The sequence below is a fragment of the Fuerstiella sp. genome (assembly GCA_022447225.1).
Classification (GTDB): domain Bacteria; phylum Planctomycetota; class Planctomycetia; order Planctomycetales; family Planctomycetaceae; genus S139-18.
Map to the genome: position 1 here is coordinate 100,395 of JAKVAZ010000014.1, position 12,371 is coordinate 112,765.

10 protein-coding genes and 1 pseudogene are annotated in these 12,371 nt (G+C 53.7%); 6 read left to right on the plus strand and 5 right to left on the minus strand.

The window, feature by feature from the left end:
- Nucleotides 1-259: 259 nt before the first annotated feature.
- Both MK110_16235 and MK110_16240 read left to right on the plus strand, forming a co-directional pair.
- Nucleotides 260-1,489, plus strand: a complete 1,230-nt coding sequence (locus MK110_16235; GenBank protein MCH2212852.1) for a DUF3592 domain-containing protein — start codon at nt 260-262, stop codon at nt 1,487-1,489.
- A 206-nt stretch (nt 1,490-1,695) separates the two neighbouring features.
- Nucleotides 1,696-2,139, plus strand: coding sequence for a hypothetical protein (locus tag MK110_16240; protein ID MCH2212853.1), 444 nt, complete (start codon nt 1,696-1,698; stop codon nt 2,137-2,139).
- Between the two features lie 310 nt (nt 2,140-2,449).
- Here the strand turns inward: MK110_16240 and MK110_16245 are convergent, their stop codons facing one another.
- Nucleotides 2,450-2,689, minus strand: coding sequence for a hypothetical protein (locus MK110_16245; GenBank protein ID MCH2212854.1), 240 nt, complete (start codon nt 2,687-2,689; stop codon nt 2,450-2,452).
- A 629-nt stretch (nt 2,690-3,318) separates the two neighbouring features.
- Nucleotides 3,319-4,467 carry a hypothetical protein gene (locus MK110_16250; GenBank protein ID MCH2212855.1) on the minus strand — a complete coding sequence of 383 codons (1,149 nt, stop codon included), beginning with the start codon at nt 4,465-4,467 and terminating at the stop codon, nt 3,319-3,321.
- A gap of 1,148 nt (nt 4,468-5,615) precedes the next feature.
- On the opposite strand from MK110_16250, the pseudogene MK110_16255 reads away from it, so the two are divergent.
- The 3 genes and pseudogenes from MK110_16255 to MK110_16265 all read left to right on the plus strand — a co-directional run bounded on the left by MK110_16255 (nt 5,616) and on the right by MK110_16265 (nt 7,436).
- Nucleotides 5,616-5,891 (plus strand): annotated as a pseudogene (locus MK110_16255) (response regulator).
- Nucleotides 5,892-6,053: 162 nt separating this feature from the next.
- Nucleotides 6,054-6,536 carry a glutathione peroxidase gene (locus MK110_16260; GenBank protein MCH2212856.1) on the plus strand — a complete coding sequence of 161 codons (483 nt, stop codon included), beginning with the start codon at nt 6,054-6,056 and terminating at the stop codon, nt 6,534-6,536.
- 168 nt (nt 6,537-6,704) lie between these two features.
- A complete protein-coding gene (locus MK110_16265; protein MCH2212857.1) occupies nt 6,705-7,436 on the plus strand; it encodes a carbon-nitrogen hydrolase family protein in 732 nt (243 codons plus the stop codon).
- A gap of 42 nt (nt 7,437-7,478) precedes the next feature.
- On the opposite strand, the gene MK110_16270 is transcribed toward MK110_16265, so the two are convergent.
- The 3 genes from MK110_16270 to MK110_16280 form a co-directional block, all read right to left on the minus strand.
- On the minus strand, nt 7,479-9,038 hold the full coding sequence (locus tag MK110_16270) for a sodium/solute symporter (protein ID MCH2212858.1): 1,560 nt from the start codon (nt 9,036-9,038) through the stop codon (nt 7,479-7,481).
- Between the two features lie 404 nt (nt 9,039-9,442).
- Nucleotides 9,443-10,369, minus strand: coding sequence for a ribokinase (gene rbsK / locus MK110_16275; GenBank protein ID MCH2212859.1), 927 nt, complete (start codon nt 10,367-10,369; stop codon nt 9,443-9,445).
- Nucleotides 10,370-11,443 (minus strand): nucleoside hydrolase, encoded by a 1,074-nt coding sequence (locus MK110_16280; GenBank protein MCH2212860.1) that lies wholly within the window; start codon nt 11,441-11,443, stop codon nt 10,370-10,372.
- 342 nt (nt 11,444-11,785) lie between these two features.
- On the opposite strand from MK110_16280, the gene MK110_16285 reads away from it, so the two are divergent.
- Entirely contained in the window at nt 11,786-12,367 is a 582-nt protein-coding gene (locus tag MK110_16285) for a hypothetical protein (protein MCH2212861.1), read from the plus strand.
- The last annotated feature ends 4 nt before the right edge of the window (nt 12,368-12,371 follow it).

The window sequence follows — 12,371 nt, forward strand, 5'->3', positions numbered from 1 at the left end:
CGTTTCGGGTGAACGACGTGTCATTCAGCGTGTCTTCGCTGTGTGAACGTGGCCGAATCTGTACCAAACTCAAATTCTGAGCCCTTTATTCTGAAAATCACATCTTCTGCCTGAAAATTCAGAACGGTATAAGTCCGATATCGCCCTGGTCGCGTTCCGATCCATGGCAAGGTCTTCGAAACAAAGAAGCTGAACACCTGCAGGCATCGATGTCTGCCTGAGCTTCTGTTTGACGAACGCGACGCCAAAGGAGGATACCGTGGTTGTGAAAAATATCGCTGGGTCGACACAGAACCGCAGCCCATTCGGCATCGGCTGTCTCACCGTGTTCCTGTTGATGTTCGTTTTGGGCTTCGGTGGGTTTGGCGGATGGGGTGTCTACCAGCAGTTTCGAGTTCGCCAGTTTCTGCCGGTCGAGGGTGAGGTGACGCTTTCCGATGTTGGCGTTAACAGGAGTACCGAGGGAACGACGTTCTACCCGGACATCCACTTCCGCTACACAGTGGACGGCCAAACACATGATACCGGCCGGTACAGGATTATGGTGATTAGCTCAAGTGGTCGAAGCGGCAAGCAGGAGGTCGTCCGTCGCTATCCCGTGGGTTCAAAAGTTCGGGCATGGTACGACCCGAACAAACCCGATGTGGCCGTGATCGATAATTCGTTCAGCTTCTTTCCTGCCATTTTTCTGACTATTGGTGTGATCGTGCTGGGATTCATCATCGGCCTGTGGGTGTGGCGCATGAAAGGCGGGCGACTGCGTCTGGAGAGTTCCGCTTCAGAACAATGGATGAATTTACTGTCAGAACACCAGACAGACGTGACGCCGGAACCGCGGGGTCACCATGTGCCGCTGAAGCCGTATGGACCGGGTCCGTACGTGAGTTCCTTTGGACAAAGAGTCATGTTCTGCGCAGGATGGAACGCCGTCATCTGGACCATCGCACTACTGTGCTGGTTTTTATTTGAAACCAATGAAGTGCCATGGTGGTCGTGGCTGGTGATCGTTCTGTTCCTTGTGATCGGCATGTATCTGATTATCAGGACGATCATGATGGGCATGGCCAGGATGAAGTTGTCCGAACCCACGCTGACCGCATCAGTCCATCCCCTTCGCCCCGACGAGTCGTTCCGGGTGCACTATCGGCAGTCGGCAAAACAATCGGTTTATGTCGAACGTGTTACCGTCAAACTGGTCTGTCGCAAGTGGGTTGCGTCTGACACCGATGACTGCGATCCCCATATGGAAAGTGACGACCTGTACGAATCCGAACATGAGGTTGCCCGCGACATCCAGGTTGATTCCCATCACCCGATTGATGCCACGCTGGATCTGCACATTCCCGAAGACGCTGTGGACACAAATTATGCGAGGTACAACCAAATCAGCTGGTTGCTTGAAGTCTGTGTCGCCGCTGTGAGCTGGCCCGACTACACCGAAACCTTTGAACTGAAGGTCGAATCGGAAGAGCCGGTACAGGTTGCGTAGTGCCGGCCGTCTCTGCTCTCTTTCCGGTGCGGGCCTGTCGAGCTGCTCGCAGGTGGTCCTGTCGTTTTTCTCGAACGTCTTCCGTCAGTCGATTCATTTTTCGATCAAGGAATCTGTTCCATGAATAGTCCTGCAGGGGGGTAATGCGTACTATGTTGGATGGTTGAGTGCCCGTGAACTGCTGTACGTGAAGGAACAGGCAACTCATGTGGATTCTACAGAACGTTCTGATCGTGGTTGGCTCGGTCGCTGTAGGCACGTTGTTGGGAGTCATCACGGTCTGGGTGATGATTTACAGTTTCCTGATCACTTCGCGGACGGATCCTACAGGAACGACGATGAGTCTCTGGTTCGGGGGGCTGTTTTTTGGGGTTCCGCTCGGAGCAATTGCGGGTCTTATCGGCAGCATCTACGGCGTTCGCTCCCAATGCCGGCGCGACACCTGGAGCCGTGTTGTGTGGGTCGGAATTCTGTTCGGCCTGTTGATGAGTGTTACCAGTCTTACGCAAAGCATTCAGGTATTCAAAAATCTGTCACACGGTTATGGCTGGTTAGGGAATACATATTTCAAAATCGCATGCGGCACCGTGGGCGGGATACTGGCGGCTGCAGGACAGGCCATCTACAGACTCAAAAAGAAGGCTCGTTGACGATCCGATGTTTCCAGGCTGATCATTCCGGTTCGTATACGAATTTTTGCAAAACCGCGGAAGACTGCTGACGAAGTTCCTGTTCTGTTGTTGCTTAGCGGGTGACCGTTTTTCGCTCCTCTGTCTCGCGGTTGTCCTGCTCTCTGCCGGTATCAATGCCAACCTGCGTGTTCCTGTTTTCCTGCGTGACCAGGCTGCATCACAATGGGTTGGACTGGAAAGAGATCATTCACAGGGAAACAGGTTCTTCGAATCCTGGAATACTTCGTGCGCTGACCTCATCTTCATCATTGGGACGCTGCAGAAACTTCTAGTTTTGATCATCAGGATACTGCAGAAAATTCGACCTTAGATACCGCCACAACTTCTTTCCTGCTGCCGGTAATACCCACAGAATACCAAGGCCCAAACAGAAAATGGCGTAACCCATCCCGTCCGAAACCTCATAAGAGGCCCATCCTGAGCACACGGCAATCATCACCATCAAAACCAGAGACACGATGGACCAAACACTTCTGATTGTCATCTCAAAATAGAACCATTTGTTCATTTGGCACTCCACTCGTTCAATCACGAATTGTTGGCTCTGCGAACTTGCTGGTACGGCAATTTAAAATTGAAGACAAAGACCTGAAAGGCACACGAGTAAGATTCATTTGTGAAGGTGTGCCGGGATTCAGAATCGGGTCCAACCATGATTCCCCGGAAGGAGATCCGCCATGACGGATCCGGCAGAAACACTGTCAGTATCCTGCATGATATTGATTTAGACCAGATCACCATCCGTTTTGAGATTGAGTTGTACGGAAAGAAATCCAGACACATACCGGTCGATAACACTCTGGTGTTGTCCATGACGTTTCTCAACTGTAAGGGCACTCAAGCCGTTGTTGACAGCGACCGAACTGTGATCTTCGGTTTAAGCGGTCGGAGTACCTCCACCTGTTTCATACAAGTCGCACCCGAAATGTCAGTGATTTCATCAGGTTCCACAGTACGTGGGTTCGCAATCGTGCGTTCACTGTCAGAAATGACGAAATTTCAGCGAACAGTTCGGGCACTCGATGTCTGCGGCCGGAAACGTCCTGCGTTGTCCACATCGTGGGCAACGCATTTCAATGAACCATGTCCTTTGAGTCCTGGAAAAATTCATGTGCTGCCGGGACAACTGACCGACGACTAAATTCTAATGACACGACCGCTTCTGACTACAAGTGCTGCAGTCCAGAGTGTGCCCGGGCAGGATTGCCGGTTAACCTGGCCGAATGGCCCGGTGTGACTGTCCTGAAGCACGGTAAGGTCCGCCGCAGCATTGGTTCGCAGCACTCCGGAGTCGTTGAGTTTCAGCAGGCGGGCCGGTGTGCTGGTGACGGCAGCAAACACTTTGTTCTCCGGCATACCGGCGGCGAGCAGTTCAGACATCACCAGCGGCAGATCATGTCGCATCGTCTGACCGATATGGAAATGTTGCAGATCTGTCGAGATGGTGTTCGGCAGGAAGTCGTCTGCGATGGCTGTCTGAGCCACATCAAAGTCAAAGGCTTCAGTGGCGTGTCCGACGTCAAACAGAATTCCACGCTCGCGAGCCTCATGAACACACGGCAGTACCTTGCCGTTCTGCACGATGCAGTGAGGCTGGCTGCGAAAACAGTACGTTACGATGTCGCCCGCCCGCAGCCGGCTAAGCTGCTGTTCCAGCGACCAGTCTTCCGGACGCCGCATGCCGAACAGCAGCGGAAGTCCGGCTCGCTCAGCCACTTCAATCCCGCGGCTCATCACTTCGCGAGGGTCGGCATCACCGCAGGCGTAATGGCTCACGTTAACGGCCACAGCGGGAATGATTTCGCGATATCGGTCAATTGCCTGGACACAGGCGTCGACGTCGGCGTCGTCCAGTTTCTCAAAGCAGCCCTGTGATGTCGATTCGCCGATGCGCGACAGATTGATGGCCAGCAGAACTCTGGTTTTTGAGGTTGAAATTGTCTCCGCGACGTACTGGTCGATCGTGGACGCTCCGGCGTCTCCCTGAGACAACACGGTTGTGGTTCCATACGGGACGATATGCTGGTCCGGTGAAACGCCAAAAACCGATCCGGAGTTCGCCGGGTGCGCGTGCAGGTCGATGAGGCCCGGAAGCAAGATTCCGTCAGGGAAGTCGAACGAGCAACGGGCGGTGGTCGGATCGAGGTTGGGTGTGTGAGATTGTTCGACGGCAGCAATCCGATCACCACGGACCGCCACATGTCCGGGGCCATCGATGCCGGATTGCGGACACACGATACGACCCGCACGGATGATCACGTCGAAAGACGAGCTGGACAGTTGCACGGCAGATCTCTGTGAGTCGGACTCAGAATAATCGGTGAACGTGTTGTATGTTCCATGCAGGAAACATCCAGCGATTCATTCCATCTCAAGTGACTTCACGCAGAGTGTAACTAGGTGTCGTTTTTAGATGTTTTTCATCAAGCAGGCTGGATGATGGCGAATCAGCGTCCCGGGAAACCGGCCCCAAGCGACTGTTGCCGGCAAGTCTCCGCGTGCTGTTCTGGAAAACAACGGAGTCTGTGGTTTTGGAGGAGCTGACTGATCTGTAAACAAACAACCTGAGAATTGACCGTACGAATCCGGGTCACTCCGAACAGTTTGAGTGTCGCTAACTATCATTTTATGGCACCGAGTACACTCTGCCGCCAAAACGTCACGAGGGACCTGATCAGGCTTTAGCACTCAACTCATATCTGTTTCATGTTCTTAGCGTTCGCCGAGTTTTTGACCGCCGCAGGACATGTCAAATGTTGAGGTCCTGCTACTACAGCCCCCCCCACTGACCACGCCGCCGTGCCGGGTTTCTGTGCGAATATGCTGAAAGAATTATCAGGGATTCTGTGAATACGACTGTCCCTGCTGCACTGAATTTCCGGGAAAAGTAATCGTGAATCTGGCATTGTTTGTTATTGAAGGAAAAATCAGATTTGCTCTCGACGTGTGAAATTTTGTATGGGATTAGTCCGTGTCTCAATGTCATTTGGTGTGATATTTTTGGTAGAGACCGGCAAGTTTGGCCAAGATTTGAATCTGTCTGTGGGTGAGGCGTTGCGGAATGAAGAACGAGGCAGCAAAGATCGCACCGTGCTGAATGTTGTTTCGTGATTTTGTGAATAACACACAGGTTTCGCCTACGACTTTTGCAAGCTGCACCCGGACCATATTTCGCTAAATATCAACAGATATTTACCCCGTTTACAGGCTGAGCACAGTGTTCGGAATGGATTTTGCATTCCGATGATATCCTGATTTGTTAATGTTCTTTCGGTTATTCGGTACCAGGTGCGTTTCGTGAGGACGGTTCGGTTTCCTGCATAACTCTGTTTCTCATTTGACTTGGTACCCAAAGCTCCGAAGACTACATCGAGTCTTTTCATGTGACCGAATGTACAACACATTCAGCCCTTCCCAAGGATCGGTTGATTGATATGACCCATATCATTGTCGTCGACGACGCCCTCACTGACAGAACACTGGTCACTGGTCTTTTGAATAGTGAGTTCACATGTGACGTACAGACCGCTGAAAACGGTGAAGCTGCGCTCGGTTACATTGATGCACGCAGGCCCGACATCGTGCTGACGGATCTGAAGATGCCTGGAATGGGCGGACTTGAGTTGTTGCGGTCAATCAAGGAAGACCATCCGATGATTCCTGTTGTGGTGATGACAGGGTACGACAGTGAACAAATCGTCACAGATGTCATGAAGGCGGGAGCAGCAGACTACGTTACCAAACGTCGACTGGCCGAAGACCTGCCACGCACTGTTGAACGCATCATCTTCGCAAAACAGAACTCGATGGTTTCGCCTGAGTTGGTGCATGGCATCGCTACGGAAACCGGCTCTCGTCTTTTTTCAAAGTCGATCTATGATCACCCCATTGTCGACATCGATGGCAATCAAACGTCTTTGAAAAAGTACAAGGGAAAGGTTCTGCTCATTGTGAACGTGGCTTCTCGTTGCGGCTTTACGTGCCAGTACAGGGGGCTGGAAAAAATTCACCAAAAATATCGTGGCCGCGGTCTGGTGGTCTGCGGTTTTCCGTGTAATCAGTTTGGTGGACAGGAACCCGGGACCGAACAGGAGATCAAAGAGTTTTGCTCCGTCAAATACGGAGTTACTTTTCCGGTGTTCTCAAAGATTTTTGTGAACGGACCGGATCGACATTCGGTTTATGAAACATTGGTCGGAAAAGACTCACCCGTCAGGGGGTCAGTGAACTGGAACTTTACCAAGATCCTTGTGGGGCGAAACGGAATACCTCTGGCCCGTTTTGGACCGTGGACCTTTCCTGCTTTCGGCAAACTGCGCAGGGCCATTGAACAGGCATTAGAGGGATCAGAGTGACAGGTATTGCTGTTCGCTGAACAGCAACGCTGCCCCGGTTCTTTTCCCTTCGGATGGTGAATTCCTTCCAAATTCCATTTGCTTCGGTGGTCAGATCCTGACGGGCTGATTCATTGTACAATGCCTGTGTGTGTCTTTGATCTTGTCAACAAGGTTGGAAGTTGCTGGATGAACCAGATTCGCGTTGCTCTGATTCAGTTCGACGCCGCGCCGGAAGCGGTAGAAACAAACCTGGATAAAATGACGGCCCTTGCACGCGAAGCCGCCAGCAGAAAGGCGCGGTGGATCATGTTCCACGAAGGGACCGTCAGCGACTACACTCCGCAGTTGGCCGATTTCGCCGAGCATCTGCCGGACGGCCGTTCCACAAAGTTGATGCGGAATCTGGCGGCAGAGCTCGACTGCTACATTAACTTTGGGATTTCTGAGACGGATGGCGAGCGGTATTTCATGTCCCAGGTCTTTGTGGGGCCGGCCGGGTTGATCTACTGCTACCGCAAGACATGGCTCTGGCTGGAATCCGATGACCGCGGGTACAGAAACGAGTGGGCACGTTACGATCCCGGCACTGGGCCGGAGCTGTTCGAGTTCGATGGCCTCCGGGCCACCTGCTTCATCTGCGCCGACGGTGAGTCCCCACGCTGCCTGGAACGTGTCAGGCTCATGAAACCGGACGTGGTTTTCTATCCCAACAATCGACGGACACTGCCTGAATTCGATGTCCTCGGGCAGGACGTTCGTGCCGTTGGAGCACCCATGCTGGTCACGAACCGCATCGGTATGTCCTGGGTGAACTACACCACCGGTGGGTGTGTTGTGTACTCAGCCGACGGTGAGGTGCTGGCTAAAGCCAACCGCGAGGGACGCGAGGAAATCCTGATTCACGACCTTGATGTGTAGATCTTCTTAAGTCGGATGATGTGATGCCATTCGCCGTCGGAATCAGGACTCACCGTTCGTTTCGGCTGGTGCCTTTGTCCAGATTGTCAGGTTTTGGAGACTAGCGGTGGAGCGACGGGGTACGATCCAGCTTAGCCCGTAGCCAAGCGCAAGCAGGAAGAAGTGCGGCAGCACGCCAATCCAGAACGCGTCCGGCAGTTGTCCGGCAATGTCGGGAAACGTACGGATGCCCCATTCGGTCGTCAGAACCGTCCACACAGCCACCAGCAGGACAGCAGACACCGTGGCAACCAGGGCTGCCCTGGAGCCCACTCGGACCGTCATGAATCCCAGCAGAAACAGGCTCAACAGGCCCGCCGTCACAATCGGGTAGACGAGTGTCTGGACATTCATCAGGGTTTCGGTCCGCATAAAGTGAATGGTCAGTGCCACGCCGACCATAATCATCGAAAACAGGATAGAGAACAGTCGGCCAATCAGGAGCAAGTGCCGCGAGTCTGTTCGGGAACGCCGAAATGGTCGGTAAATGTCGTTGGTGAGTATTGCTGCCGAAGCGTTGATGTTGGAATCGAGTGTTGACATGGCAGCCGCCAGCATCCCTGTCAGTACAAATCCGGCAACACCAGCAGGTATCTGCGTGAGTATGAAATAGGGAAAGATTTCTTCCGGTTTGGCGCCGTCCAGCGCGTCAGTGGGAAAGTGCTTGTAAAAAACGTAGAGAGCGGTTCCCACGAAGCTGAAGTAGACCCATGCCGGAATCGACATCGCGGTTCCCAGCAGGAACCCGCGCCGAGCTTCTTGATCGGTCTTCACGGCAAGATACCGCTGGACCATGGTCTGGTCGGTGCACAGGAATTGCAGAAACGAAAATTGATAAGTCAGGATGATCACCCATACTGTCTTTTCGTCGAAGCGAAAAGCCGTGCTGCCGACGGCCAGTTTTCCGTCGGCCCAGGCCTCGCTGAATATCCCGCTGAGTCCTCCGGGAACCATATTGGCGATGATCGGTGTGCAGATCAGGCCGCCGGCAATCAGTGCGAAACCCTGCAGGCAATCCGTGTAAATCACCGCCTGCAGGCCTCCGGCGATTGTGTAGATGGCCACGATAACGCCCAGTCCGCAAATCACGTACGTCAGGTCGAAGCCGCTCATTCTCTGGAATGGCAGGCTCACTGCGTACAGGATAATCCCGGTGCCAAATCCGTGATAAAACAGAAAAGCAGTCGCACCGTAAAGCCGCGCCCACGAACCGAAACGCCGCTCCAGATATTCGTAGGCCGTGCGGATATGTCCGCGGCGAAAGAAGGGCATAAAAATCCGATACGTGATCACCGCCGGAATCACATACAGCACGCTGGCCGGGACGAACCGCCAGTCGTCTTTAAATGTTGCTCCGGGAATGGCCAGGAAGGTCATTGAGCTGATGGTGGTCGCCATGATTGAAAATCCGACGACCCACCCCGGCATTCTGCGGTCGGCAAGAAAATAGCTGTCGGCTGATCGAGTTCGGCGTGCGCAGTAGACTCCAATGATGACCATGATGCCAAGATTGATGGCAATCACGACCAGGTCCTGCCAGCGCGCCAGAGGTTCGGTGACCATGAGGGATCTGCGTGATTCGGGCTGAAAACAGCCGATGTTTTAATCGGAACTCGCAGCAGAGTTCTGCCGCTGCTTACGCTGGATGCCTGTTCAAACCGGAGATGTTACGTACCAGGCATTCCGTGCCTGCCGACAACCTGAAGACGGCGGCTCTCCTGTCATCAGGCAATTGGTTTCCCGGCTCAAAAGAGACCAAATTGCCCGTAGGTGCAGTTGCAAACCAGCTTTGTTCTCCAATGAAAACCGACGGCCAGTAACACCGCTGTAATCGGTCGTTCCACAGCTGTCAAGGGGCGCCGTCTGTCTCAGGCCGCGGACAACGCTGACGTCTGTTGCTCAGCGGATTTGAACCACACGGGAAAATTCGAGTCACGGTCCGTATGGAAACCGCTGGATTTGCGCTGTCATTGTTTCAGGAATGCGTCGATTTCGGCTCTTGTCGGCATGCCCGGCTGAGCACCTTCACGTGAGGCGGCCAATGCTCCCGCCACATTCGCAAAACGGACTGCTTCCCGAAATTCTGTGCCCTCCGCCCAGCAGACTGCCAATGCTCCGGCAAACGCATCACCGGCTGCGGTTGTATCCACTGCCGTGACCTCAAAGGGATTGACCAGGCACGATGAGTGACCGTCGAACAGCACCGCGCCGCAGTCACCCAGGGTGATGACAACGTGTCCTGCACCGCGTTGACGAAGTTTGTCGGCCGCGGCTGCAGCCTGTTCAATCGTTTCTACCGGGCCGCCGGAAAGCATTGCAGCTTCTGATTCATTGGGACACAGGACATCAACATTGAATAAATCGTCCGGAAATTTCTGTGGGACAGGAGCCGGATCCAGAATCACAGGCACACCGGCATCACGGGCCGTCTGAATGGCCGTCAAAACAGTGTCCATGGGGATTTCAAGCTGCAGCAGCACAACGTCCGCTGCGGCAATGATGTTCCGGAATGTCCGAATATCATCCACACTCAGCCGTTCGTTTGCCCCAGGCACCACCATGATGGAATTTTGGCCACTTTGTTCCACGGCCACGATTGCCAGGCCGCTGGGACAGTTGGCTGTGGTTTGAACGGTATCGCAGCGGATTTGTTCCTCGGTCAGATTAGTGAGCAGACGATTGGCGAAAACATCGTCTCCCACGCGGCCAAGCAGAGTGACGTGGCCGCCGGCGCGGGCAGCTGCTACCGCCTGATTTGCGCCCTTCCCCCCACATATCTCGGCGGAGGATTTGGCTAGAATGGTCTCGCCAGGACGTGCCAGAGAATCACAGCGCACCACCAGATCCATATTGATTGAGCCAATCACAGCGATGTTCGGACCGGCTGAAGTCATCTAACGGGAGGACCTGGAGGAGTGAATTTCGGATAGTTTGGTCTGTGGAGGCTGACTGGCCAGCAGGGTCAGCGTGGCAATCGTTCGGGCCTTTCGGTCCTGACGAATTTTCAAATATCGATCGCGACCGTCATCGGCCGGTTCGAATGTTGTCAGGCCGTCGTTTTGAATCATTACACGGCCTGGCTCGCTGATATCGAAATAGTCGCGTTCCGGACGCACGGCATACAGCACCGATGTCAGATCCCAGGTGGGGCGGTCATCAGGATGCGGACTGTAAGCAACACAGGCATCTGCCAGTGGATGATGGGTTACGTAGCGATAGTCTTCCCGAATACTTTGATGCGGATACGGCAGATTCAGGCCGATTTCAAAGCCGCTCCACACGATTGGTACCGGCCAGGATTCGCAGAGTTGCTTTGCGGCCGGAAGATCGGTCACAACATTGTATTCCCGGTGGTCCTGCAGCCTGCCGTCCCCGTCCGGGATCTGCTGAAATGCTCCGGCCATGATTGACAGAAGACGTGCTTTTTTTCTAACCAGTTCTGTGCCGTTTAGTGGACTAAACGAATCTGCCGGTGACGACAACAGACCGGCAAGGTTAGTGGAAAACCCAACCTGCACGATCACCACGGAACCATCCTCCGCTGACGCCAGCACGCTGCGAAGGACATCCACCGCATCGGGCGCATCGCTGCCCGACTGCAAATTGTGTGGATAGCGCAGACGGTTCCCGTCGACCCTGTTTGCAAGGTCATTGAACGTTCCTTCGTCATTTGTGATCCCGCTGTGACAGACGCCGATCGGGATGTTGCCGCGACCGTAGAACGTGTTGACGCTGTCGGTAAAAGGGGCCGCCAGTTCATGATCTTTGGTGATGGTCACTGCCAGCAACCGGCATTCTCCCCGGGACTGCAGCGCATGGATTATGCCCAGTGCCAGGACATCGTCGTAATCGTTGCCGATATCGGTATCAAAGATCAGCGGGACGGGTTTGTGGGGTTCCTTGCCGGACACATCGTTCACCAGACACAGGGCAAAAATCGTCAAAGCAGCGACAGAAAATTGCAGCATAAAACAAACCTTCCGGATCGAACAACAGCCTGTGAGCCGGCATTATCGCTGAAGTCGCTTCCGTGGTGAAGCATTCACATCCCACAGCCGCGCCCCTCGTTCCTTTGAGCAGAATCAACGCGTATGAACGTGACTTACATTTCTCTTTTTATGTTTTCCGGTTTGCGAAAGAGTTCTTTGGTATTCGTCGGACGTGGTTCGGAATGTTCCTGATGAGGTTTCTTCGGAACGTCCTGAGAAATCTGAGGCCGTTGGTGTCAGAATTGTACCAGTCGGGTCTGACAACGATACACTTCCTGTTTTGCTCTGAACATCTCGTACTCCTGGAACTCCTGCTACGCCATGATTCCTCCTCACGTCTGGTTCATTCCGGTTCCCGAACTGTTCTGGTCAGAGTACTCCGAATCGCCGTTTTCTCAATGCGTCGACTGCGGGGGTGAACTGCAGACATGTGATTTCTATCTTCTGCAGAAGTCTTATGTAGGGACGGAACCGGTCTTTGAATTTGCGATCTGCAATACGTGCCGAGCGAACATGAGTTCCCGGTGTTCCGAAGAAACGAATCGAGCCGTTCAGGCCTTTCTGCAGGAGTATCTCCGACGTCGGGAAATCGAATTCGAAGAATGTACTGGGATGCATGACGTGCTGCACAAATGTGTCGAGCAGTGCATCATTTGCAGCCGGCTGCGTGCCGAGTGCCATCGTTATACGATCGGCGGATTGTGCAGTGAACGGAACCTGGTTGTGCAGCAGGGACCACAAACACAGTCTCCGCTGATGATCTGTCACGACTGTGAAGCGTCGATGTCAGAATTGATATCGAAACAGACACGCGATACCTGGGACCGTTTCGTCGAGGAAAATTTCGACGGGCCGCCGGGGGTAGGGCTGGAAGTGCCCGGTGGAACGCCGGTATTGATTTAAAGTT

Excerpts from the sequence above, each read along its gene's own strand:
- MK110_16285 (MCH2212861.1), top strand. The coding sequence starts at position 11,786 with ATGATTCCTCCTCACGTCTGGTTCATTCCGGTTCCCGAACTGTTCTGG.
- MK110_16245 (MCH2212854.1), bottom strand. The coding sequence starts at position 2,689 with ATGAACAAATGGTTCTATTTTGAGATGACAATCAGAAGTGTTTGGTCC.
- MK110_16270 (MCH2212858.1), bottom strand. The coding sequence starts at position 9,038 with ATGGTCACCGAACCTCTGGCGCGCTGGCAGGACCTGGTCGTGATTGCC.
- rbsK (MCH2212859.1), bottom strand. The coding sequence starts at position 10,369 with ATGACTTCAGCCGGTCCGAACATCGCTGTGATTGGCTCAATCAATATG.
- MK110_16280 (MCH2212860.1), bottom strand. The coding sequence starts at position 11,443 with ATGCTGCAATTTTCTGTCGCTGCTTTGACGATTTTTGCCCTGTGTCTG.
- MK110_16265 (MCH2212857.1), top strand. The coding sequence starts at position 6,705 with ATGAACCAGATTCGCGTTGCTCTGATTCAGTTCGACGCCGCGCCGGAA.
- MK110_16240 (MCH2212853.1), top strand. The coding sequence starts at position 1,696 with ATGTGGATTCTACAGAACGTTCTGATCGTGGTTGGCTCGGTCGCTGTA.